23 protein-coding genes are annotated in these 24,753 nt (G+C 43.4%); 13 read left to right on the top strand and 10 right to left on the bottom strand.

Annotated features, from left to right (window positions below; genetic code table 11):
* Window positions 1–4: 4 nt before the first annotated feature.
* From infB to SOO65_RS06095, 6 genes are all read right to left on the bottom strand, one after another.
* Window positions 5–2,698: a translation initiation factor IF-2 gene (gene infB, locus SOO65_RS06120; RefSeq protein ID WP_321398414.1), complete on the bottom strand. Its 2,694-nt coding sequence runs from the start codon at window positions 2,696–2,698 to the stop codon at window positions 5–7.
* A 28-nt stretch (window positions 2,699–2,726) separates the two neighbouring features.
* Complete coding sequence (gene nusA / locus SOO65_RS06115; RefSeq protein WP_321398412.1) at window positions 2,727–4,151, bottom strand: transcription termination factor NusA; 1,425 nt, start codon at window positions 4,149–4,151, stop codon at window positions 2,727–2,729.
* Window positions 4,152–4,162: 11 nt separating this feature from the next.
* On the bottom strand, window positions 4,163–4,687 hold the full coding sequence (locus tag SOO65_RS06110) for a ribosome maturation factor RimP (protein WP_321398410.1): 525 nt from the start codon (window positions 4,685–4,687) through the stop codon (window positions 4,163–4,165).
* A gap of 112 nt (window positions 4,688–4,799) precedes the next feature.
* Window positions 4,800–5,246 carry a GNAT family N-acetyltransferase gene (locus SOO65_RS06105; RefSeq protein WP_321398408.1) on the bottom strand — a complete coding sequence of 149 codons (447 nt, stop codon included), beginning with the start codon at window positions 5,244–5,246 and terminating at the stop codon, window positions 4,800–4,802.
* Entirely contained in the window at window positions 5,230–5,646 is a 417-nt protein-coding gene (locus SOO65_RS06100; protein ID WP_321398406.1) for a hypothetical protein, read from the bottom strand. Before SOO65_RS06100 ends, SOO65_RS06105 begins: the two co-directional genes overlap by 17 nt.
* Window positions 5,647–5,788: 142 nt before the next feature.
* Window positions 5,789–7,048 (bottom strand): winged helix-turn-helix domain-containing protein, encoded by a 1,260-nt coding sequence (locus SOO65_RS06095; protein WP_321398404.1) that lies wholly within the window; start codon window positions 7,046–7,048, stop codon window positions 5,789–5,791.
* A gap of 344 nt (window positions 7,049–7,392) precedes the next feature.
* Here SOO65_RS06095 and thrS point away from each other — a divergent pair, with 344 nt between their 5' ends.
* The 4 genes from thrS to SOO65_RS06075 all read left to right on the top strand — a co-directional run bounded on the left by thrS (window position 7,393) and on the right by SOO65_RS06075 (window position 11,534).
* Window positions 7,393–9,150 (top strand): threonine--tRNA ligase, encoded by a 1,758-nt coding sequence (gene thrS / locus SOO65_RS06090; protein ID WP_321398402.1) that lies wholly within the window; start codon window positions 7,393–7,395, stop codon window positions 9,148–9,150.
* A gap of 1 nt (window position 9,151) precedes the next feature.
* On the top strand, window positions 9,152–10,150 hold the full coding sequence (locus tag SOO65_RS06085; protein WP_321398399.1) for a D-alanine--D-alanine ligase: 999 nt from the start codon (window positions 9,152–9,154) through the stop codon (window positions 10,148–10,150).
* Window positions 10,151–10,203: 53 nt separating this feature from the next.
* Window positions 10,204–11,226 (top strand): HD-GYP domain-containing protein, encoded by a 1,023-nt coding sequence (locus SOO65_RS06080; RefSeq protein WP_321398397.1) that lies wholly within the window; start codon window positions 10,204–10,206, stop codon window positions 11,224–11,226.
* A gap of 89 nt (window positions 11,227–11,315) precedes the next feature.
* A complete protein-coding gene (locus tag SOO65_RS06075; protein ID WP_321398395.1) occupies window positions 11,316–11,534 on the top strand; it encodes a hypothetical protein in 219 nt (72 codons plus the stop codon).
* A 28-nt stretch (window positions 11,535–11,562) separates the two neighbouring features.
* Here SOO65_RS06075 and SOO65_RS06070 read toward each other — a convergent pair whose 3' ends face one another.
* Complete coding sequence (locus SOO65_RS06070) at window positions 11,563–12,906, bottom strand: MBL fold metallo-hydrolase (protein ID WP_321398393.1); 1,344 nt, start codon at window positions 12,904–12,906, stop codon at window positions 11,563–11,565.
* 1 nt (window position 12,907) lies between these two features.
* The gene (locus SOO65_RS06065; protein ID WP_321398391.1) at window positions 12,908–16,282 is read right to left on the bottom strand and encodes a 2-oxoacid:acceptor oxidoreductase family protein; all 3,375 of its coding nucleotides are present in this window, start codon (window positions 16,280–16,282) and stop codon (window positions 12,908–12,910) included.
* Window positions 16,283–16,377: 95 nt separating this feature from the next.
* Here SOO65_RS06065 and SOO65_RS06060 point away from each other — a divergent pair, with 95 nt between their 5' ends.
* The gene (locus SOO65_RS06060) at window positions 16,378–16,884 is read left to right on the top strand and encodes an NYN domain-containing protein (protein WP_321398388.1); all 507 of its coding nucleotides are present in this window, start codon (window positions 16,378–16,380) and stop codon (window positions 16,882–16,884) included.
* Here SOO65_RS06060 and SOO65_RS06055 read toward each other — a convergent pair whose 3' ends face one another.
* Window positions 16,885–17,580: a peroxiredoxin-like family protein gene (locus SOO65_RS06055; RefSeq protein WP_321400181.1), complete on the bottom strand. Its 696-nt coding sequence runs from the start codon at window positions 17,578–17,580 to the stop codon at window positions 16,885–16,887.
* A gap of 84 nt (window positions 17,581–17,664) precedes the next feature.
* The gene (locus SOO65_RS06050; RefSeq protein WP_321398386.1) at window positions 17,665–18,441 is read right to left on the bottom strand and encodes a sulfite exporter TauE/SafE family protein; all 777 of its coding nucleotides are present in this window, start codon (window positions 18,439–18,441) and stop codon (window positions 17,665–17,667) included.
* Between the two features lie 136 nt (window positions 18,442–18,577).
* On the opposite strand from SOO65_RS06050, the gene SOO65_RS06045 reads away from it, so the two are divergent.
* The 8 genes from SOO65_RS06045 (at window position 18,578) to SOO65_RS06010 (ending at window position 24,752) form a co-directional block, all read left to right on the top strand.
* Window positions 18,578–19,435, top strand: a complete 858-nt coding sequence (locus tag SOO65_RS06045; RefSeq protein ID WP_321398384.1) for a PstS family phosphate ABC transporter substrate-binding protein — start codon at window positions 18,578–18,580, stop codon at window positions 19,433–19,435.
* Window positions 19,436–19,437: 2 nt separating this feature from the next.
* Window positions 19,438–20,370 (top strand): phosphate ABC transporter permease subunit PstC, encoded by a 933-nt coding sequence (gene pstC / locus SOO65_RS06040; RefSeq protein ID WP_321398381.1) that lies wholly within the window; start codon window positions 19,438–19,440, stop codon window positions 20,368–20,370.
* 1 nt (window position 20,371) lies between these two features.
* A complete protein-coding gene (pstA, locus tag SOO65_RS06035) occupies window positions 20,372–21,241 on the top strand; it encodes a phosphate ABC transporter permease PstA (protein ID WP_321398379.1) in 870 nt (289 codons plus the stop codon).
* 4 nt (window positions 21,242–21,245) lie between these two features.
* Complete coding sequence (locus SOO65_RS06030; protein ID WP_321398377.1) at window positions 21,246–22,001, top strand: phosphate ABC transporter ATP-binding protein; 756 nt, start codon at window positions 21,246–21,248, stop codon at window positions 21,999–22,001.
* A gap of 3 nt (window positions 22,002–22,004) precedes the next feature.
* Window positions 22,005–22,766 (top strand): phosphate ABC transporter ATP-binding protein, encoded by a 762-nt coding sequence (locus SOO65_RS06025; protein ID WP_321398375.1) that lies wholly within the window; start codon window positions 22,005–22,007, stop codon window positions 22,764–22,766.
* Between the two features lie 78 nt (window positions 22,767–22,844).
* Entirely contained in the window at window positions 22,845–23,633 is a 789-nt protein-coding gene (locus tag SOO65_RS06020; RefSeq protein ID WP_321398373.1) for an enoyl-CoA hydratase-related protein, read from the top strand.
* Window positions 23,620–23,967, top strand: coding sequence for a hypothetical protein (locus tag SOO65_RS06015; protein ID WP_321398371.1), 348 nt, complete (start codon window positions 23,620–23,622; stop codon window positions 23,965–23,967). Before SOO65_RS06020 ends, SOO65_RS06015 begins: the two co-directional genes overlap by 14 nt.
* Window positions 23,964–24,752 carry an enoyl-CoA hydratase-related protein gene (locus SOO65_RS06010; protein WP_321398369.1) on the top strand — a complete coding sequence of 263 codons (789 nt, stop codon included), beginning with the start codon at window positions 23,964–23,966 and terminating at the stop codon, window positions 24,750–24,752. Before SOO65_RS06015 ends, SOO65_RS06010 begins: the two co-directional genes overlap by 4 nt.
* Window position 24,753 lies beyond the last annotated feature (1 nt).

Below are 24,753 nucleotides of genomic sequence, written 5' to 3'. Positions count from 1 at the left end.
ATCCTTAGAGAGTTAGATCGCTTGTAAGAGTTCTCTTTTTCTCTTCCATAACATAGGCCTCGATAAGATCTTCCACTTTAATATCGTTGAAGTTCTCAAGAGACATACCACACTCGTAACCGTTCTTAACTTCTTTAACTTCATCTTTGAAGCGTTTAAGAGTTGTAAGCTTACCATCGTAAATGATCTTACCATCACGAAGAAGACGGATGTTACAACCACGCTCGATCTTACCGTCAACAACCGCTGTACCAGCAATTGTACCAACTTTAGGAATCGAGAACGTTTCTTTAACTTGAGCACGGCCAATGTACTTCTCAACTCTTTCAGGAGTTAACATACCTTCAAGGGCAAGTGTCACGTCATTGATAAGTTCGTAAATGATTGAGTAAGTCTTAATATCAACGCCCTTCTCTTCAGCAATACGACGTGCAGTTGTTACTGGACGCATGTTGAATCCAAGGATGAAACCTTGAGAGTTAGCAGCAAGGTTTACGTCATTATCTGTGATGGCACCTACGCCACCGCTGATAACTTCAACTGATACTTCACTATTTCCAAGTCTCTCAACCGAAGTTTTGATCGCTTCGTAAGAACCTTGAACATCTGAACGGATGATAAGTTTAAGAACTTTCTTCTCGGCCTCAGAGTTGTTCTGAGCAGTAGCGAAGAAGTCTTCAAGAGAAACTTTCTTGGCCTCAACTGAAGTATTAGCAAGTGCTTTTCTTTCTGCAATACGGTTATCAACGATCTTTTGGGCTTCACGTTCATTTTTCACAACGTTCAGGATGTCTCCTGGAGTTGGAACGTTCTCAAGACCAAGAACCTGAACCGGAGTCGAAGGACCCGCAGAATTTAGCATTTTACCTGTGTAATCCATTAGTGAACGAGCGCGACCAGAAGTCTCACCAACCACAATTGAATCACCTTTATTCAATGTACCTTTCTGAACCAGGATTGTTGTTACTGGACCACGGCCCACTTCAATCTTAGATTCGATCACGATACCTTCAGCAGCACCTTTAGGGTTCTCACGAAGTTCCATGATTTCTGCCTGAAGCTGGATCGCCTCAAGTAGATCATCGATACCTTGACCTGTAAGAGCAGATACGTTCACGTATTGAGTCTCACCACCCCATTCTTCAGGAAGGAGACCGTGCTCTGTTAGACCTTGTTTTACCTTATCTGGGTTAGCAGCAGGTTTATCAATTTTGTTAACTGCTACGATAACTGGAACTTCCGCGTTCTTAATGAAACGGATTGATTCAACAGTCTGAGGCATTACACCGTCGTCTGCAGCAACTACTAGAACTACGATATCTGTTACGTTAGCACCACGCTGTCTCATCGCTGCGAAAGCGGCGTGACCAGGAGTATCCAGGAACGTAAGCATTGCATCTTTTACTTTTACTGAGTAAGCACCAATGTGCTGAGTAATACCGCCGGCCTCACCTGCAGCAACTTTCTCCTTACGGATATAGTCTAGAAGTGAAGTTTTACCGTGGTCTACGTGACCCATGATCGTGATGATCGGGTTACGAACCGGGTATGCAGATTTATCTTCGCCAGCCTTCTTATTAAGAACAGCTTCTTCATTGAATGCAACGTCTTCAACACGGTAGTTGTAAAGAGCGGCGATTTCACCAGCTAGTTTCACACCAATGTAATCATCAGGTCTAACAAGTAGGTTCATCTCAAGAACGCGGTTAGCGAATGATTCAAAACGTACACTTAGTTTCTCTGCAAGATTTTCTGCAGTTACAACACCGTGGACTTGAATTACACGCTTCGATTCTTTTACTTCAGTGATAAGTGTCTTCTGAGTTGGACCAGAGTAGATTTTTTTCTTCTTTGGTGGAGTATAGATCGCTTTACCAACAAGGGCAGAAGCGTACTTTAATTCTTCATCAGCACGGATAACTGTAAGGTCTTTCTTACCAGCTCCTACGCCTTTCTTACCGATAGCAGCGGCAAGGTCACCCATGCGCTTCTTATCTTTTTCCTCTTCAGTCTCCACAGGAGCAGATTCGTCCATTGGACGACGAGGAGGAAGACGGTTTTCTGTAGGTTTTTTCTCCTGAGAAGGCTCGTCTTTCTTCTTCTCTTCAGGAACGAAGATCGGAGTGAAAGTATGTCTTTTCTCTTCGTAGTAATCTTTTTTCGGATCACGTACTTTAGCAGAAGTGTTGTAGCTTGCAGCAGTTGGCTCAACTGGATTTTCGCGAGCAGCTTGCTGAGCGGCCTTTTCGGCAGCGGCCTCTTCTTTCGCTTCAACCGCACGTTGAATTTCATCTTCTTTTTGAGCTTTCGTCTTACGTTTTACCGTAACAACCTTGGGCTTCGAAGCGTCTTCAACTTCAGCAGAAGCTGCAGGAGTAGTCGGAGCGGCAGCAACTTCAGGAGCAGCAACTTTGGCCGTCACTGGAGTTTCAGTCACTTCTTCTTTTGCAACCGGAGCGGCAGGGGCCTCTTCAACAGGAGGAGCTTCTTTCTTAATCACTTTTCTCACGACAGCTTTCTTCACAGGAGAAGCTTTCTTCTCAGGAGTCGCGTACGCGGCCAATGCCTTCGCAGCTTCTTCGTCTGTCAGACTTGCCATGTGGTTTCTCACATTAAAGCCCATTGATTTGAGCTTCTCAACGAGATCAAGTGCACCCACTCCAATTTCATTGGCAAGTTCGTAAACTTTTTTTGCCATTCTTTTCTCCGATTATAACTTCAAAAAATTACTTCAATTTAAAAGCAGCAAGTTCTTCACGAAGTCTTCTTTCAGCTTCTGAGAACTTAGTAACGTCGTCGCCTTTCTTAACTTCTGTCTTAGCTCCACCTTCAGACTTCTTGAAACCGCTCTGATTAGGAACAGCAGAAGCTGAGATGATTTCAGCGTTTTCATCAAGATCTGTCTTGATGCTTTCGTCTTCAAGAGCTTCAGAAGCAATTTCAATCATCGCTTTAGCGTCAGCAACAGACTTGCCTAGGAAACGAGCAACGTCTTCCGGAGCCGCAGCAGATAGATCAACGATCGACATGATACCTTTCTGAACAAGCACCTGAGCCGTGGCCTCAGAGATGTTAGAAAGTTGGATAAGGTTTTCAACTGCAAGTTTAACTCTCTCTTGAAGCTTGGCTTTAGAGATGATGTTAATTTTCCAACCAGTGAGCATTGCTGCCAGACGAACGTTTTGACCGCGCTTACCGATGGCAAGAGACAGTTGATCGTCTTCAACGATCACATCAAGAGTGTGCTCGTCGTGGTTAAGAGTGATTGATTGAATTTCCGCTGGAGCAAGAGCTGCGCGAGCGAAAGTTTCAGTGTCTTCGTTCCAACGAACGATATCGATTTTCTCACCTTGTAGTTCATTTACGATGTTCTGAACGCGAGAACCTTTCATACCTACGCAAGCACCAACTGGATCGATATCACGATCTTTAGTTGTTACAGCGATCTTAGCACGGTGGCCCGGCTCACGAGCAGCAGCTTTAACTTCGATTGTACCATCAGCAATTTCCGGAACTTCAACTTCGAAAAGTTTAACCAGGAACATTGGAGATGTTCTTGTAAGACGGATTTCAGGACCACGGTTAGTCATTACTACGTCTGAAAGGTAAGCTTGGATTCTGTCACCCGGCTTGAATGATTCGCCGAAGATGATTTCTTTTTTAGGAAGAACTGCATCTGACTTACCAAGATCTAGAACCACGTTGCCTTTTTCAAAGCGACGAGCAATACCTGTTACCAGGTCACCTTCACGGTGCTTGAATTCAGAGAATAGAATGTCTCTTTCAGCATCGCGAACTTTTTGGAAAATGATTTGTTTAGCTGTTTGAATATCAACACGTGAGAAACCAGGGTTCTCGATCTTAAGACCAAGTTGGTCACCCACTTCACAATCTTCATCAAGCTTCTTAGCAGAGTCGTAATCGATTTCAACGATTGAATCGCGAACTTTCTCAACAACGTTCTTATATTGAAAGATTTCTACTTCGCCATCGTCTTCATTATAACGAGCTTCGTATTCGCCTTGAATTCCGAATTTTTTACGTGCAGTAACAAGGAAGGCCTGTTCAATAGCACTCACCACCACATCTTTCTTGATGCCACGGTCTTTTCCTAGTTGTTCGATAACTCGGCTCAATTCTGAAAAGTTCACTTGTAGTCTCCTTATTCACTAACCGATTTCAAATCGGGATCTAAATTTACTTTTTTCGTTTGCTTATATGTGAGTGTCAGAGGATAGCCTTTGACCTCAATCGTAAAACCTTCACCATCTGCGCTCAGAAGTTTCCCTCTGAATTTCTTCTCGCCCTTAATGCCTTTCGGAGCGTCTTTCGTTTGTTCTTCAGAAAGCTGACCCATGATCACAACAGCAATCACTTCACCGATGGTCATTTTAAAATGTTCCAGGGTTGAAAGATGACGGTAAACTCCAGGAGAAGAAACTTCGAGAACAACATCTTCTGGAATCCAGGTTTCAGTCTCAAATGGCTTATCAAGAGCATGATCTACTTTCACGCAATCTTCGATGAGCGCTGAACCTGTGCGAGGGTCCTGAATATAAAGACGAAGAAGTTTTTGAGTGCTGATGTATTCCATGTCGTAAAGTCTGTAACCAGCTTCTTGTACAACAGGCTCACACATCAAAAAAAATTTTTTCTCTAAACCAGATCTTTCGTTATTAATATCCATAAAAATAAAAAAGGATGGAATACTTCCACCCTTTCCCCTACCTACACAACTAAACGAGCAGGCCTTATAAGTAACAAAGTCCAATCAAAAGAGCAATTTAAACCATTCTGGCTCAGAGTGTTATCTGAAGCATCAATCCATCACTGCCATTAGAATAATATCCTTTTACTCGTCGAAGGCAAGAAAACCCGACTTTTTTGTAAAAGCCGATGGCCCTATCATTCGAGGATTCGACTTCAAGATAGATATTCTTAACGTTCTTCTGGCGAAGATTTTCCAGGATGGCCGACCAAAAAGGCAAGCTCACGCCCTTACCTTGCAACGCAGGATCAATTTGAATTTTATAAAGATGCGCCGTACCATCTCCGGGTACCAGACCAAAAAGGGCAAAGGCCTCAAGCTTTTCACCACTCCAGCTGTATAAGAGATGCTTGGAAAAATCCAACTCCTTCCAATCAAGAGGTTTCCACGGATGAGGAAAATGCTTTTCATCCATCTGGGCGACGTCATTTAAATTAGAGGCCGGACCTAGCTCGTGAAAATTACCAGTAGTATTCATGGCCGAATTGTTTATCCAAAGACTCTACGAAAAGCTCAATTGAGGGCCTGATCGATTCAAATTTATTGTTGTTCTTAAGCTGTCCACCGTAGCGAGCACGCAGATAGAGCTCAAGTTCAAAGAGGCCAATGAAGTTAGTTTTCAGAGTATCTTTATGTAAGACACCTGCTCCACACTTCTGCTCGAGTGTTCCTTCTCGAATGACCTGAGCGAGTTTCGGAGACATTTCATTTTTCTGATCTTCCGAATAGCGAAGCATTTTGAAGAAGTATCTGATCTTTTTAAGCTCATTTGCCCGCGAATGCATAAAGCGTCTCACTTCATCATCTCCCTGCGGGAAATCCTTCACAAAACCATCCAGATCTTTGATGAAGCTCTTTTCAAAAAATTGCACCACCATAGAATCGTCATAGAGACAATTCAGTGCTTTTAAATTTCTAAGCTGGAAATTGATGTCTTGAAAGGAAACGGTACGATCGAGGACTTTTATCAGGAAACGATCGGAGGAGACCACGCGCGCGTAGGCTCCTCCAACGATTAGGCTATACAGGAGAAGAAATTTCGATATTTGCGATGTTCTTTTGCTTAACAACTTCATTCTCTTTATGGAAGCGGGCATTCACACGTGGGTTGAATGTGTAACCATCTTTACCACGAAGGATATACTGACGCTTAATGCCTTTCGGCTCAATTAACTTACGAAGACGGCTGATACTTGTGTAAATCAGCTTATCGTGGATAAGAGGATTGTACTCGTCTTTCCAGATCATTTTCGCGAGATCTTCTTTATTATAGTAAGTTCCCGGAGTTTGCGCCAATAGGAAAAGGATCTCAAGAAGAACGAAACGGTGTTTGAAATCAATAACACCAAGAGCTTTCTCGTGGATCACACGGTTGTGACGATCAAGATATAGGTCTACTGAAGAGTCATTAACATCTTCAACTTCCATCATAATCAACTGCTCAAGGCGCTTGAAGTACTCATCATCAAGTGAGTTCTGAGCAAGACCGAAAAGCATAAGAGCTTTAGAGAACTCACCCATTTTCTTGAGTGAAATACCCTTGTTCAGAAGAACATAGTTATGCATGTTCCAACAACGCTTAGAATGAAGAAGCTTCATTGCCAGGTCGTATTGTGGAAGAGAGCTTGAATAGTCCCCTAGCTCGCGAAGAGCGTTACCCCAAAGAAGGTGCATTGACCCTTTCAAGTAACCTTTCTTAAGAATATTCAGAAGTTCATTCAATTGATTTAAGTGATTGATGGTGTCTTGGAAATTCTTCATCTGATAAGCGTTAGTCGCCATCGCATAAAGAGATTTTGCCATCAGCTCAGGCTCATTTTCAGTCTGGGCCTTACGGTAAGCTTGATTGAAGTTCTTATGAGCTTCCGAGAATTCACCTTTATAAGTGTTTACCACGGCAGCGTTATAGAAATACTCAGCATTCAGAGAAGGAAGAGCAGCTACAGTTTGATCCAGAAGTTCACTTGAAAGCTGGATGTATTTCATCGCCTCTTTTTCGTTCAGGCTCTCAGAGTAGATACGAATAAGGAAACCGTAGATTTTAAAGATTGCGAAAGCATCCTGAGGAAGTTCTGTTCTGGCGAGTGCCATTAAGAAATGCTCTTCAGCTTTTTCGAAATCTGCTTTGTCGTAGAAGATTTTAGCTAGACGGTAATGACCTTGCCCTTCAATACGGCTTGATTCAGTTGGAAGGTGAGCTAAAAAACGATCGTCTTTAGCGAGATCCACCACGGCCTTAGTCATCAATGTTTCAACTGATGGCGTTTGAATGGTGTCCATATAAGTTCCTCCTAAAATGACGTAAGAACGCTTGATCTTACAATTCAAGTGATGGGAGGTTAAACCTCAAGCCTGACAAAAAAGCAAGAAACTAGTTAGTTTAGGGCCATAAAAGGACTAAATGTTAAGAATTTCATGACCTTAATCAGTGTAAGACTTTTTACCCGGAAGCCTTTTGACCCTACGATTTTTTAATGAAAGTAAGAAACTCTCGAAGGACTTTCTTACTTCTAACATTTCCCAACCTCGAAAGCTCTCTAAGTCATTGATTGAACGGGGTTTGATTGGTAAAGTTGAAATCGAAAAATCCCATCCGAAAAATCTAGTCTTCTGTGAGGAGATCCATGGCGAAGTATGATTTAGACACTTTAAGGCACTCAACTGCCCACCTAATGGCCCAGGCTATTATGGAACTTTATCCAAACGACAAAGTTCAACTTGGTATCGGTCCAACCATTGAAAATGGTTTTTATTACGACATCGATATGGCCAAGAAACTCGCTGATGAGGATTTGAAAACCATCGAAGAAAAAATGAAAGAGATTATTAAGCGTAATCTCCCAGTTGTTCGTCATGAAGTTTCTCGTGATGAGGCGATGAAGCTTTTCGCTGACAGAGGCCAGACTCTTAAAACAGAACTTATTCGCGATATTCCTGAAGGCGAAGTTATTTCGTATTACACTCAAGGTGATACGTTCTTCGATCTATGTACAGGTCCACACGTTGAGAAAACTTCTGATCTGACTTTCTACTTTAAGCTCCTTCATACAGCTGGTGCTTACTGGAGAGGTGATCAGACTCGTCCGATGCTTCAGCGTATTTATGCTGCTTGTTTCTCTTCAAAAGAAGAGCTTCGTGATTACTTAACTCAACTTGAAGAAGCAAAGAAACGCGATCACCGTAAACTCGGGAAAGAGCTAGAGCTTTTCATCTTCGATCCGGTTGCTCCAGCTTCTCCGTTCTTCATGCCAAAAGGTGCGCTCGTTTATAACGGCCTTGTGGAATTCATGAGACGCATTTATAACAAATTCGATTACCAGGAAGTAATTACTCCACAAGTTCTCGATGTAGATCTTTGGCACACTTCTGGTCACTACGAAAAATATCACGAGAACATGTACTTCACGCAAATTGATGAAAGAGAGTTCGCGCTAAAGCCGATGAACTGTCCTTGTCACATGCTTATGTTCTCTCACCACCGTTACTCTTACCGTGATCTTCCACTTCGCTTTGCGGACTTTGGTCGTCTTCACCGTTATGAGAAGTCTGGTGTGGTAGCAGGTCTGACTCGTGTTCGTACATTCTGTCAGGACGATGCTCACATCTTTATTCAATTCGATGGCATTCAAGAAGAAATCAAAACTCTGATGAAAATGTTCTTCATCGGTTATGAGCACTTCGGATTTAAGAAAATCAAAATTGGTCTTTCGACTCGTCCGGAAATGCGCGTGGGATCTGACGAAACTTGGGACAAAGCTGAAGCGGCCCTTAAAGCGGCGCTTGATGCTTCTGGAAAAGAGTACTTCGTTAACGAAGGTGATGGTGCTTTCTACGGTCCAAAAATTGATATTCAAGTGGCAGACGCTCTTGGACGTTACTTCCAGCTTGGTACGATCCAGCTAGACTTCCAACTTCCAGATCGCTTCGACCTTAAATTCCAAAACGCCTCTGGTGAGATGGAGCGTCCGGTAGTTATTCACCGTGCTCTTCTTGGATCTCTAGAGCGCTTCATTGGTGTTTACCTTGAGCACGTGGGCGGTGCTTTCCCGTTCTGGTTATCTCCAGAGCAGGCAGTAATCGTGCCGGTGAAAAACGAGCTTCACCTTGAGGCCGCAAACGCATTAGCAAAACAACTTAAGCAGAAAGGTTTCCGCGTTCGCGTGGATGACCGTAACGAATCAATGGGTCTTAAAACTCGTCAGGCGCAAACTGGAAAAATTCCGTTCATGCTTGTTATGGGTGATAAGGAGATTGAAGACAAAGCAGTTGCTGTACGTAAGTACGGTGAGCAGAAGTCTGAAGTTATGGCCCAAACTGCATTAATGAACCTGTTTGAAACATTGGATCTGGAAAAAGTTCCGGCCGCACTTCGCGAGGTTTAATTTGAAAAAGAAAAACGTACTCCTCCTTTGTGGAGGAGGCAGCTCAGAACATGAAGTTTCCCTTCGTTCAGTGAAATACTACGAAGACTGTATGGCACAGATGCCAAACGTTAATACGATCAAAATTGAGATCGATAAACAAGGTCAGTGGGTAGATGCCAAAGGAAAGAGATATCTTCTGGATGGTAAACGCTACCTTCGTGCCTTCGAACAAGATGGTGCACCTGGAACGCTGATTGATGTGGCGATTCCTTGTATCCACGGTTCTCCCGGTGAAACAGGCGACCTTCAGTCATATTTTGAAATGATTGGTCTCGCCTACTTCGGTTGTAACTCTGAGACTTCGAAAATGTGCTTTAACAAAATCACAACCAAGATGTGGGCCACTGCGCTTGGTGTGGCGAATACGCCGTACATCTTTGTTTCTGAAAACAACGAAGAAAGTGCTAAGAAAGTTGAAGAGTTCCAAAAAACTCATGGCGATATCGTGATTAAAGCTTCTAACCAAGGTTCTTCGGTTGGATGTTATATGATCGAGGCCGGAAAAGACACTCGCAAAGCTCTTAATGATGCTTTTGCACTTTCACCATTCGTTCTGATTGAAAAGCGTATGCGTCCTCGTGAGCTCGAAGTTTCGGCCTATGAGTATGACGGAAAACTCCAGATTTCTTACCCAGGTGAAATCGTAACTCCTTCTTCGACTTTTTATACCTATGAAGAGAAGTATTCTTCGGCCAGTGAATCAAAGACTTTCATTCGTGCGGAAAACGTTACGCCTGAACAAGTGAAGACTATTACTGACTACGCTACTAAGCTTTATCATGGTCTAAAAATCAGACATCTTTCTCGCATCGATTTCTTCCTGGACGACGGAAAAATCTACCTGAACGAGATCAACACTTTCCCAGGTTCTACATCGATTTCGATGTTTCCTAAGATGTTAGAGGCAAATGGGCACTCTTTTGTGTCTTACCTCGAACAGCATATCGCTAGCTTATAGATTATTTCACTCCCTGTGCCAAAATTGGGTTAAAATACCAATGAGGTACAGGGATGCTTGCCACACAGGGTTTCCATTCATTTATTGAGCAACATAGGCTTTCGTTGAAGCTTAGGCCTATTCTTGTGGGTGAACTTTATCTCGCCCGTAAACTCGAGCACCCGGTTTATATCTTCAAAAATGGCTTTTTCTATCCTGTGATTAATGAGGGCTCAGTACCTTCTAAGGATCAGATTAATGCCTTGATCAAGAACTCCCATAAGGAAGTCTATGTCTACCCTTCTGACGTGGTAGAAATCAAAAAGAACCTTGAAACGGCACTGGTTAAAGTGACTCGCTCGTTGTCTGTTGGTGACCCATTGGAAAATGGAACAAAAGACATGAAACTTTTGTCGCTTAACCTGAGTGGTCTATACCAGAATCCCCACAGCGATGAAATGCTGATGCTTCAATTTCAAAGCACGCAGAACCTGAGTAAATTCTTATTGGAGAACAAGAAGTTTCAACCATACTTTTACCAAAATTTGATCCGTGAAAATTTCCACTTCACATTGTCGCAGCCAATGCTCTCTTCAGTGCTTCTTCTTTCGTTTCTGCAATCGATTCATTTGTTTCATGACAAAGAAGTGGAGAACCTGTTCCTTGCGAGCTATTTAAAGGACATTGGGATCTCGATGATCCCAGGTGACAAATATGATCTGAAAACTCTGACCACTCGAGATCAGGAGCTCTTCGCTAATCACGCTGACTTTTCTTTCGATCTCTTAGAGGGACGAGTACCTCTCTCGAAAAATTACCTGACTATTATCAAACACCATCACTTTCTGAATGATAAAATGAAGGACCTTCTTCAACGTGATAAGAAGAAGATGAAGGATCCTGAGATCATTTTTGGAATTGAAAGCACGTTAGTGTCTGTCTTCGACATCTTAGTCGCCATGACGAGTGAGCGCCCCTATCGTAAGAGCATGAGTCTCTATCAATCACTCGAACTCATTAAGAAGATGATGGCCGATGACTACCCTCAAGAATTTAGAGCACTCGTTGTTTTTTTAAAACAATTTTACAAAAACTAACTTTCCAAAGTCTCACAACATTTTGCAAAATCAGATTATAGATAAAGTTTCATGGTCGAAACTGAACCAGGCATTCTAAGGAGGGAATAATGGCGCAGGAACAGAGTCCGCTTACCGGTATCATTGAAGAAGATAAGGTCGTAATCGACTTCGGAGAATTCGAAGGTAAATCAGTTCTGGAAATTGCAGATACACGTCCAGAGTATTACCAATTCCTTCTTGAACAGAAAGACAGCGGAAACTTTTCCATTCGTAGAACAAAAGACAAAATCTTTCGCCTCTACATTCACCAGACATTCTTGAACTAGTAAAAAGGCCCGAAATCGGGCCTTTTTTTTAACTAATCATTTTATCTTGTTTGAGTTTGGTTAGATGCTTGTGGATATTTTCCAAAGCGTATGGCCAGAGATTCTTATTAACATCAGCGTAGATTTTCTCAAGCATCTGTTCAGGTGTGAGACCTTCCAGATGAAGATTTAAGATTTGTGATTCACGTTGTTTTCTATGAGCAAGGGTCTTTTCTAAGATCGCCGTTCCACCAAGACCAATTCCATGTGAAGGGAAAAGCACTTTCGGTGAAAGCTTGATGATGCGTTCAAGAGTCGAGAAGTATTTTCTCATATCGCCCTCTTCCCCACCGATCACCACTGTGCCAATACCCTGAAAGAGATCGCCCGCCAGGTACCAACTTAGGTCCTTTGAATACAGAGCAATTTGTCCTTCGTCATGACCTGGGATTTCCATCACCAGAACATCATTACCTAACCACGAAGTCACGACATCGCCTTCTTTCACGAATTCAACTTGAACGCCGTCAAAGAAAGCAGGTTTTAAGCGTGTGATTCTCATATGAGTATCACGGCTAATAAGCATAGGAAGGTTCATTTCACGAGCGTATAGATTTGCTCGTTCATAATGATCCGGATGATGGTGAGTAATGAGAATCTTATGAGCGCCCCAAAGTGCCACCGTGTTCTTAAACTTCTCGTACTCGTCATTATCTTGAGGAGACGGGTCTACGATGATTCTCACATCGTCGCCGATTAAGAAGGCGTTAGTGCGTGTCGCAGGCGGAAGTGTGTGTGACAAAGGCATAATCTGTCTCATGCCTTTTAAATTCTCAATATAGGGCACGTACTTCGTATTATCGTAGGTCGTGATTAAATTCTCGATGTGCTTAACGTCGGGTTGTCTACCTAGGGTTTCAATGACCTTAATCACCGGAGGAACCGCCAGCACCTTCCCTTCATTATACTTCTTCAGAAGTTGTTCGGCCGACATCCATTCAGCGAAGACGGCTTCATTTTGATCAACCACGAAGTCTAATTTCTGCTTTAAATCAATTTTGAAGAAGTATGTGGCAAAACGATAAGGGTTAAAGTCAGGTGTAACAGCGAGGCCCAGGTAATCCACTGAGCGCACATTACCTTTCTTAATCTCTTCATGAAGATCAATCCCGAATTCTTCTTTGCCTTCTCGAACAACGGCCCCAAAGAGTCTTAGATCAATGTGCTTACAGAGTTCTTGATCTGAACAAAAATCAGAGTCTTCTTTCTCGACTTTTCCACCAGGGAAGGCCCAGTAGCCAGGGAATGCCGCCAGATAGTTCTGCCTTTGAATGGCGAAGATCTCATCACCACAGGTCATCACGATCGAAACAGCATCAATTATTTTAGACATACTACTTTCCGAGGAATTTCTTTGCGAACTTGTATCTCACTTCACGGTAGCCTTTAATATTATCCAGCTCCATGAGACGCTTCTTAGAAAGTGTCGTAGAGAGAATTTCAGTTCTGGTTTTTTTAGAGATTTCTTTCTCAGTTGAGTGCCACTCAGGCATAAGCATGCGAAGAACACGCATATGTCTCATTAGTTTCAGCATCCAGCCCTTAGGGGAGAAATCAAATTCAATCTTCTTGCCGGCCACAAGGAAACTTGGACGGTTGATATGAACCACTTCAAAAGAAGTTCCAAGATTTTCATAACGTTCTTTATCGGCCGCGACTTTAACGGGAGAGATCATCAGGTGAGACACGAAAACCTCATCCTTAATCCAATAAGTTTTTGCCAGAATTCTAAGCGCAACAAGAAGCTCTGAACCCGAATAGAGCTTTTTAAGCTCAAGGGCGTTCTGATAGAACTCTCCGAGATTCTTACCTTGATCAAAAACGATTAGGTCATGAACGTACTGCTGAATATGGGTCACTGCTACTTCAGGAAGACGTTCAGAAAGCATCTTGGTGTATGAAGACCAAAGGTCAGCGTACTTTGTGCTCGATTGCCATGGATAAGCTGCCATACCAGCACTCTTTTTCCAAAGATCAGTGTTATCAGTTGTTGCTACCTTCTTCTGAACCTCGCCACGTTTATTAAACCAGTCACGTCCCATATTGAACGCTTCCCAGTTGGCAGCGAACTCTGCTTTAGGAACAGCTGAAGCGAAGGCCTTATTTAAATCATCAATTGTAAATGGCAGACGTCCTGATTGATAAGCAATCCCCAGAATCATGGCAGAAGCATAAACCGGACGCTGGAAGCGCTCGAAGCTCATTTGCTTAAGTGGCGCCATAATCACGCGATCACCAAGCTTTGTTTTTAGTTCTTCTTGAAGGGCCAAAGCCGTTGTCACATCAGTCTCGATTCCACGATCAAGAAGGATTGAAAGAGGAACTTGGAATTCATCATCCACGATGAGAAGTCCCTGAGGTCCAAGATAATCAAGGGCACGAGCACCTTCTAGTAGATCCGGAGAAACCACTAGATCTGCAGAAGCGACTGGCACTACTGGACCGTGAACTTTCTTAGCACTGTAGATGCTTAAGTGACTGATCACCGAACCGTTACGTTGAGCGAGACCTTTCTGATCCATAAACTTGAATTGAAGGTCGTCACGTCCACCCATGGTAGTTGCGGCCTCAGCGATGATACGAGAAATCGTCGTGACACCGGAACCACCTACACCAATCACGATCGTGCGGTAATCAGAGCCATTAGCGATATCATTTAAGTTCTTTTTAAGAGTTGGCTCAGCGAACTCTCCAAATGAAAGCTTCTCACTTGAGTGAGTTTTATATTTTGTCGGGTGATAATCACTTACCTTCACAAGTTCAAAACTTGGGCAGGCCTTGATTTTTGTACAGTATGAATCCGACACACAAATTTGTGGATCGATCATCACTTTGGTTCCGTAAGCATCATTGGTTTGAGAAAGACCAGGACATCCCGTCATCTCAACACATGCGCGACAGTCTTCACAAGCAAGAGTATTAATCTGATAGAACTCACGGACCTTTTCAGTCTCCCCTTTTGAGAAAACTTTGCGCTCTTCGCGCTTCTTACGTCCGTGGAAAGTCAGACCACACTCTTTACTTGAAACAATAACTTTTACACCCGGCTTCTGAACGAAATCTAGAAGAAGGTTTTTATAGAAGTAACGATCCGATGGGTTCACTTCCATTGCAACATCGACTTTTAGCGAACGAGCTACGTCTAAGATGTTCTGACGTGGACGAACATGTCCTTCCACCGAAACACCTGTACGCGGAGTCACCTGGTGACCGGTCATCGCTGTATTGTCGTTATCGAGAAGAATATAAGTAATGTTGTGACCCATCTGAACAGAGTTCGAGATTGATGTCATACCTGAATGGAAAAACGTTGAGTCTCCCATAAGAACCACTGATGGGTTGGTGGTGAAGAGATCCGCACCCGCACCAAGTGATCCACCCTGGCCCATGGCCGAAAGGTCATGCATTTCTTTAAATGGTTCAAGAAATGAAAGCGAGTAACATCCCACGTCTCCGTGAGAAATAAGATTAATGTTTTTATCCGCTAGGCTACCGCGAACATCCTTCATAATGCTCAGAGTTTCACGGTGAGGACAACCAGGGCAGAATGTCGGAAGACGCTTCGGCACCGGAATATTTAATTTCACCGGAAGAGCGCAATCCACATCGTTCTTGTTCCACTCAAGAATGTCCTGGAGATGATTTAGTTTTTGATAAAGGATCTCGTAAGAAAGTCCTCCGAAAGCGGGAAAGCCTTCTACGAAGCCATCTTTCGTTCTGAATTCCTTACCATGAACTTCCGCCTGAATCTGATGCTGACCAAGGAAAGCGCGAACTTCTCCTTCAAGAAAGCCACGTTTCTCTTCCACCACCACGATGGTTTTACGATTCTTCACGAATGGAAGAAGTTGTTTATCGTTAAATGGATATGAAGTGGCGGCCTTATAGAGAGCGAACTTTTCAATCAGACCTGATTCTTCCAAAACTTGTTTAAGTGTCTCGAAAACACCACCAGAAGAAATGATACCAATTTCAGAAGTTTCGTTGCCGCTGATTTCATCAAGGTTTAATTTCGCGAGGGCCTCTTTCACTTTCGGGAAACGATTAAGAATCATTTCCTTGTCTGCGATAAGTGAGTTTGGTGGCACCATCACGTTCGAAGATAAGTTGAACTTTGAAGGATCAAGAGTCACTAGATCTTTTGAAACTTCTTTCTCTGCATGAACGTGAACGCGTCCACCACCTTCGGCCATAAAAGTTGTGAGAAGAATTCCGGTATAGACCGAACTCTCCTGAGAAAGTTCCAGCGCCTTTGCCATCCAATCTTTAAGCTCCTGAGGAGAAGACGGTTCAAGGAAAGGCATATGCAGATGTTTAAATAAATAACGAGAGTCGGCCGGAGTTGAAGTTGAAATTGACCAAGGGTCATCACCAACCGCTACCACCACGCCAGATTTAATTTCCCCACCCGGATTAGCGAAGTTACCAACCGACAGAGCATCTGAAGCAACATGGAGTCCCATAGACTTCATGGCGACGAGAACGTTCTGCCCTGCCATCTTCGCACCTGATGCCATTGCTGCAGCATTCGCTTCAGAGTTTGCGATGACAACGCGGATGCCTTTTTTTTGCATCTCTTCTTTTTCTTCAAAGAGAATGTTGAAGAAGTCGGCCAGGGGTGAACCAGGATAACCTGTATAGAGATTAAACCCTGCTTCCAGGGCGCCTTGAATTAGTAATTCATTGCCATTAAGAATCTTATAGCTCATTGTTGTTTCCAGAGGGTAATTTAAACCCTTTGTTTATACCTTATCCTCGTGCAGTTGAGCAAATTCTCCCAAAGCAAATTCAAGGACTTATATTTATGGAAGATACAATTTTAATTTCACAATCCGTGGCCATTCTGGTGGACGGAAATAATATCGAAAGATCCCTCGAAAGTGAGCATCGTGATCAAAACATGATGATCAATTTCGATGTCCTCATTCCTCGTCTTTTAGGTGGCCGAGGTCTCAATCGTCTCATCTACTTCCGAGAGGGAAAAAACATTTCCTCAAAGCTTGCAGAACGCCTGCATTCAAAATACCACGGTTCCGTCCGCCCTTGTCATAAGAGTGCTGATATTCCTCTCAGTATTAAGGCCACGCAACTTGCAAGCAAGGTCGATGCGATTATTATTCTATCTGGTGACTCTGATTATGTGGAACTCGTTCGTCACTTAAAATCAGAGGGTGTTCGAGTTGAAATCTGTGCGGTTCCATCGACTACTGCGGGGGTTTTATTGGAAGAGGCCGACTATTTCCACCCAATAGTTAAGGAAGATTGTTTCTCCCTTAACCAGAGTGGAACTAAGAAAAAATCTCGAAAGTAATTACTTCTTTTTTAGACTTCTGATGGCGCTGAAAAGTTCGTCTTTAGTGGCGCGATTTCGATAATCAGCATCCACATATGAGAAGATCACTTCGCCTTTGGTATTAATCACATAAGTTGCGGGGATTGAAAGATCTGCTTTATCATCGCCTTGATATGCGGCCAGATCAATCCCTTGCTTTTTTAGCTGATCCGCAACGTTTGAGTCGACGTCATAAACAAGACCAAATTTTGAAGCAATTCCGTGACCTTTATCACTCACTATGTCAAAACCAGTCAGCTTATTTGTTTCGCGGGTCTTTTGAATCATTTCATCTGTATCAGGAGTGATGGCGAGGATCTGGGCACCTGCTTTTTCCACGTTATCATTCACTTCTTGTAGGTCTTTTAGTTCTGTTAAACAATAACTACACCAACCACCACGATAAAACTTTAAGATGAGAGGGCGAGCTCCGTAGACATAACTAAGTGGCATCGTTTCGCCACCAATGGTGACTTCAACTTCTGGGGCTTTATCCCCTAACTTCAAGGCCTTTTTTTCAAGACCGCTGGCCTTCATTTGTTGAATATTTTTTTCGTAGAAATCCACCACCTGTTTTGGAGCATTTTCAATGGTAGATTTTTTTCTCGAAAGAGGAGCTCCGATACCTTCTCGCGCAAAGGCCTGGCCTGTGAGGAGACTGAAAACCAATATCATTTTAAACACAAAACACTCCTTGGTTTTGGTATCTACAACGATAAAAAATTTCACATCAAAGAGAGTTACTCAAACAGCACGAAGTCAGGACAGAGCGAAATCTTTAAAGATATCGTAGCCAAGTTTCAGAATGGTCATGAGCACCACGCCACGAAGGAGACCGCGCACAAAAGTATTACCTTTTAAGAGCGCAAATTTCACACCGAGCATTGCCCCACCCACGTTAAAAAGCATCATGGGAATCGCGTAAGAAAAAAGAAATTTACCCTTCATGGTGAAAAGTAAAATGGCCGCAACATTGGTGGTAAGGTTAATGATTTTGGCATAGGCCGAACCTTGCACGAACGTCATCCCGAGCATCCCAACAAAAGCGATGATGAGAAAAGTTCCCGTTCCGGGCCCAAAAAAGCCATCGTAAAATCCCATCACTGAGCCAATCAGGAGGGGCTTCCAGGCCGGAATCACAACATTTGGATCATGATCAACAGTCCCAAAAGATTTATTACGAATGGTAAATATAAATACCACCAACAATAAAACCATAAATAGCGGACGAAGAATGGCGCTACTTACAATCGAAACTACCCAGGCCCCAAAAAAGGAAAAGATGAAAGCACTCAAGATCGCAGGAACGATGATGGTTTTGATGTAAGGAATTTGTCGGGAAAAACGGTAGGTCGAAACCGCAGTTCCTGTCACTGAAACGAGTTTATTTGTCCCTAATAAGGTCACCACAGGATACTGAGGAAGAATCGATAGAAGGGCCGGCAACTGGATCATTCCCCCGCCACCCACTATAGAATCTACAAAACCGGCCCCAAAAGCGGCCAAACAAAGGAAGATTAATTCAGTGCTAACCATAAGAGATTAAAGGTAATGTTTCACTGCATACAAGTAAAGAAAATTCCCAGAGTTAAGACTATGTTAAGAATTCTGAAAAGCTAAAAAAAGTAGATCCTTTCCGCTATGATAACGCCTCAAAAATTTAGGACGGTCTATGCGCGGAATTTTTCTGATTCTTTTCCTTATGATTGGTTGTACCAAACAATCAAACGTTCACATTATTCAAAACAAAGGTTCCGATACTCTCGTTAACCTTGCCCAGGCCTGGGCCGAAGAATACAAAAAAGTTAATCCCAATGTTGCTCTAGCAGTTTCAGGTGGAGGTTCCGGTACAGGAATCGCGGCCTTAATCAATGGAACTGTAGATATCGCCAACTCTTCTCGAGCAATCAAAGATGAAGAGCGTGAAGAGGCCAAGAAAAATACTGGTAAAGACGTTAATGAGTTTATCGTTGGTATGGACGCCCTTGCGGTTTTTATCCATCCTTCAAATCCAATCGAAGGTATGACCCTTGAAGAAGTGGCCTGTATTTACGGCGAAGGCGGACACTGTCTATATTGGCACGATATCCGTGGAATTCAGGTACCGGGTTGTAAAGACAACAAGATCATTCGTGTATCGCGCCAATCAAACTCAGGAACATATCAGTATTTCCGTGAGGCAATTCTGGGAAAGAAAAGAGATTTAAAACTTGGATCAATGGACCTCAGTGGTTCACGTGAATCAATTGACCTGGTTGAAAAAACACCGTGTGCAATTGGTTACTCAGGGATGGGCTACCTAAATCCCCACGTGAAGGCGATCTGTATTAAAAAGACGCCAGAAGCCGACTGCATCCAACCTACCGTTCAAACCGCCACAGACAAATCTTATCCCATTTCTCGTGAACTATACATGTATACATCAGGCACTCCTTCGGAAGAAGTTAAGGCCTACTTAGAGTGGACTCAAACCGAGAGAGCTCACGCGATTACAATTAAGGCAGGATATGTTCCTGCTCCGAAAAGGTAGATATGGAAATGAAGATCACTAAATCGGCCGAGCTCACCATGGAATGGCGACAGAAGAAAGGCAAAAAGCCTCTCAGCGAAAGACTTATTGAAGGTTTTATTAAAGTAGCAGGTCTGAGCTCTATCGTTCTTATTCTTGCGATCCTTTTCTTTATTTTAAAAGAATCTTATCCATTCCTGGTGGGTGCTTTCGATTTCAAAGAGTTTTTCTTCTCTGAGAACTGGAACCCGGCCTCTGTGGTTAAAATCAGCTACGGTATTCTTGCTCTATTGGTTGGTACTGTAATGGTAACAGTCCTTTCCATGCTAATTGCCGTTCCTCTTGGTCTGGCGTGTGCTTTTTATATTTCTGAATTCTGCTCTCCAAAAGTGAGAGAAGTTTATAAAATCTTGATTGAGTTCCTTGCAGCAATTCCATCAGTGGTTTGGGGTTTCATCGCCATTATGATGATCAACCCGGCCATTATCAAAATCTTTAACGTTCCGGTTGGTCTTAACATCCTGAACGCTTCAGTGATTCTTGCCCTGATGTCTCTTCCTCTTATTGTATCTGTAGGTGAAGATGCCCTTCGTGCGGTACCTGAAACATATCGTGAAGCTGCTGAAGCTCTCGGTGCTACAAAATGGGAAGTTGCAACTCGCGTTCTTCTCCCGGCCGCTAAAAATGGTCTTATGGCCGCGGCCCTTCTTGGTGTTGGTCGTGCTCTGGGCGAAACCATGGCCGTACTCATGGCAACTGGTCACGCCATTCAAATTCCTGAAAGTATTTTTGAACCAGGTAGAACTCTGACTGCAACAATTGCAGCTGAGTTGGGTGAATCTCCAAAAGGTGGAGAGCACTATCAGGCCCTGTTCGCGATCGGTTTAGTTCTATTCATCCTATCTCTTATCGTGAACCTATCTGCTGATTACCTAATTCGCGGGAAGAGGAAATAATATGTTCAGACCAAGTGTTCACCTCATTAATAAAGAGATCCGCGAGAAGAAGTTTAAGAGCATTCTAAGCACTGTGACCTTCTTCCTTTTCTTGCCGGCCCTTATCATTATTTTCTGGTTGTTCATGAAAGGTTACCCTGCCCTTTCGTGGGACTTTATAACAATGGATCCTATCGATGGTATGACTGCCGGAGGAATTTTCCCGACGATTGTTGGTACGTTCTGGCTAGTGATGATCAGTGTTCTGGTGTCTTGTCCCCTTGGCGTCGTGGCGGCGATTTATCTCTCTGAATACGCTCCAGACAATAAAGTGACTCGTATGATTCGTCTTGCGATCCTAAACCTTGCAGGTGTTCCAAGTATCGTTCATGCCCTTTTTGGTCTTGGTGCTTTCGTTCTTTTCCTAAAGATGGGAACAAGTATTCTTGCTGCTTCATTCACTCTTGCAGTGATGAACCTTCCGGTAATTATCACGTCCACTCTTGAGTCCCTTAAAGCGGTTCCTCAGTCGTACCGTGAGGCCTCTTGGAACGTGGGAGCGAGTAAGCTTCAGACGATCCGTCATATCGTTCTTCCAAATTCTATTCCTGGTATCCTTACTGGACTTGTGTTTGCGGTAGGTCGTTCTGCAGGTGAGACAGCAGCGATCCTTTTTACAGGTGTGGCGTTCTACCTTCCGTTCCTGCCTCAGACTGTATTTGATCAGTGTATGGCGCTTTCCATGCACCTATTCACGATCTCAACTCAGGTGGTGGGAGTTCCGGATGCTTATCCGTTCGCAACGGCCCTTGTCCTTATTCTTTTAATTCTTTCTGTTAACTCAATTGCGGTAGTTCTTCGTTATTACTTCCGTACCAGAAGGAAGTGGTAATTTTATGATTAAGAAAATTCAGATCAAAGGCCTTACAGTTAATTACGGACAACAGGACGTAATCAGCGATCTTAACCTTGATATCTATCAGAACGAAGTTCTGGCAATCATTGGTCCAGCGAACTCTGGGAAAAGCTCCCTTCTTCGTTGTTTAAACCGCATGGTGGAGTTTAATCCACACGCCAATGTAAAAGGTGAAATCCTTCTTGATAACGAAAACATCTATCAAGACGAAGATTCAACTTTCCTACGCCGTCGTATCGGAATGGTGTCTCCACTTCCAGTGGGTCTACCAATGTCGATTAAAGATAACGTGACCTACGCTCCTCGTATGGCCGGTTGTAAAGATCAGGCCGAGCTTGATTACATTATGGAAGACTGTCTTAGAAAGGCGGCCCTTTGGGACGAAGTGAAAGACCGTCTTGATGGTCTCGCAACGAAACTTTCAGGTGGACAGCAGCAGCGTCTCACAATTGCCCGCGCGCTTTCTCACCACCCAGAAGTTCTGTGCCTGGATGAGTTCTCGATTGCGATCGATCCAGTGACGACCATGAAAATTGAAGCAGTTCTTCAAGAACTGAAAAAACAAATGACCATCGTGATGGTAACAAATGTTATTAGCCAGGCCAGACGCCTTGGTGACAGAACGGCAATGATGCTTCACGGGAAAATTCTTGATCTAGATACCAATGAAAATCTTTTCAATGGCAAGGTGAAGGATTCTAGAACGCAAGACTATATCGAAGGTCTATTCGGGTAATTTATGAGAAACCATGTAGTAAACACTAATGAATTCAGTTTTTGGTATGGAGATTTCCAGGCCCTGAGAAGTTTAACGTTCAATATCTCTGCTTTCAAAATCACGGCGCTGATTGGCCCGTCTGGTTGTGGTAAGAGTACATTCTTAAAGTGCTTAAACCGAATTAACGAACGTGGGAATGTAGTTTCACACGAAGGTTCAATTCAGGTTTTTGGCCAAGATATTTATCACCCGACAGTTGCCCTACCAGAGCTTCGTAAACAAGTCGGGATGGTTTTCCAGAAACCAAATCCTCTTCCACTTTCAATTTATGAAAATGTGATTTTTGGTGCTCGCACTCATATTAAAAAAATCAAGGCCTCTGAACTAGACGATATGGTTGAGTCTTCACTTAAACGTGTGGGGCTTTGGGACGATCTTAAAGATCAACTAAACCGTTCGGCCTTGACTTTAAGTTTAGAGAAGCAGCAGCGTCTTTGTATCGCTCGCCTTCTTCCACTTAAGCCAAAACTTCTTCTTCTGGATGAGCCTTGTTCGGCCCTGGATCCAGCGGGTATTGAAGCGATTGAGACCCTGATTAAAGACCTTAAGAAGGACTATTCTATCATCATCGTGACTCACTCTATGAGTCAGGCGAAACGCGTGTCTGATGAAACAATTTTCATGTACATGGGTGAGCTTGTTGAGATGGGTCAAACAGAAGCTCTTTTCAACACGCCAAAAGAAGCAAAAACAGCTGCTTATATTGAAGGAAGATTCGGTTAATTTTTGACATCCCCCTTGAACAATCGTTATCGTTCTACCACAGAATTTTATAACAATTGCGCAAGGGGTTAAACGTAAGTGAAGTCGTTCGAAAATATCCTGCTCACTAAAAATTATCAGAATCACGCCCACGTAGCACTTATTCAGCTTAATCGTCCGAAAGTTTTAAACGCTATTTCAACTGACCTTTTAAAAGAGTTAGTGGAAGCGCTTTTTCTTTTAGAAGACGACAAAGACGTACGGGTCATCATGATCACTGGTGGTGATCGTGCTTTTGCGGCCGGAGCTGATATCGCTCAATTGGCCGAGGCCTCTCCGATTGATCAAATTAACGACACGCGAATCAGAACTTGGAAACAAATGTCACTTATTTCGAAACCAATCATTGCGGCCGTAAATGGTTTTGCTCTTGGTGCCGGAAGTGAACTTGCTATGTCTTGTGATTTTATCATCGCAGGCGATTCGGCCCGTTTTGGTCAGCCTGAAATTAAAATCGGAACTATTCCTGGAGCTGGTGGGACTCAACGTTTGACGAGAGCGATTGGAAAATCAAAGGCCATGCTCGCCGTCCTTACGGGTGAGATGATGGATGCTTACGAAGCCGAGAGATCAGGTCTTGTGGCAAAAGTTGTTCCTGCAGAAACACTTATGCAGGAGACATTTGAGATCGCGAAAGTGATCGCAAATCGTGCTCCAGTTGCCGTGAAGCTTGCTAAAGAGGCCGTGAATATGGCGTTCGAAACTCCGCTTAAAGACGGAATGGAATTTGAACGCAGAAACTTCTACCTGACTTTCGCTTCGAAAGATCAGAAAGAAGGAATGAAAGCATTCATGGAAAAAAGAGAACCGAAGTATGAAGGGAATTAGTCTTCTCCTCCTACTCGCTGCCTGTGCTACTGCTCCTTCAAAACCGAAGGACAAGATCACTGAGACTTTTCATGGGAAAGACTTTCTTTATCGCCAATGTTTTCACGAGAGCGACTCTTATCAAGGGCGCGAGGTGGATGAGAAAGGCAAGATTCAAGTGAAGTTCGACATCCTGGACGGGAAAGTAGCGAAGAGTGAGATTTTAAAGACTGATTTTAAAGATCCTAATCTTCACACTTGTATTAAAGGTGTTTTGAAAAATCTTAGATTCTACGACATGGATCATGTTCAAGACGTAACTCAAACAATAAATTTTGGTCACATCACACTATGAAAACATTTGAAACGATTAAATACGAAGTAAATAACGGAACTGCGATTATCACAATCAATCGTCCGCAAGTTTACAACGCTCTCAATGTTCAGGGAAAACTCGATATCATCTCGGGCATTAAAGAAGCGAATAAAGACACCACTGTTCGTTCAATTATTTTGACCGCCGAAGGTAAGGCCTTCTGTTCAGGACAAGATTTGAACGATCGCACTGTTGACGCCAGCAAAGGCCCGGTGGATATCGGTCACACAATTGAAACTGAGTGGAATCCTCTCATTGAAGCGATCCGTACGTCGGATAAATTGGTGATTGGTGCGATTCAGGGCGTATGTGCCGGAGCGGGATTGTCGGTGGCCCTGGCCTGCGACATGAAAATTGCTGCCCCTGGAGTGCGCTTCATTTCAGGCTTTAGTCAGATTGGCCTGGCACCGGACGCCGGAATGAGCTTTATGCTGGTTAGACAGATGGGTATAACCCGGGCCTTAGAATTCGCGCTGTTAGGCAAGCCACTTCTCTCAGAGGCGATGCTCGAGTATAATTTTATCAATAGCATAGCGGAAAATCCCCTTCAGGATGCTGTAAAATTGGCCACGGAAATCAATAATCTTGCCCCACTTTCCGTGAAAATGGTGAAGAAGAACCTCCAATATGCTAATGAAAAGGAACTTGGAGATGTATTAAACCGTGAGAAGTATGTTCAGCGTATGCTGGGCTTCTCGCAGGACTATAAGGAAGGCGTAGCTGCTTTCCTGGAAAAACGTAAACCGCAATTTAAAGGTCAATAAG

The organism is Peredibacter starrii, assembly GCF_034259205.1.
GTDB classification, from domain to species: Bacteria; Bdellovibrionota; Bacteriovoracia; order Bacteriovoracales; family Bacteriovoracaceae; genus Peredibacter; species Peredibacter starrii.
The sequence above is the reverse complement of the archived record's forward strand: the minus strand, read 5'-3'. Positions and strand labels throughout refer to the sequence as shown.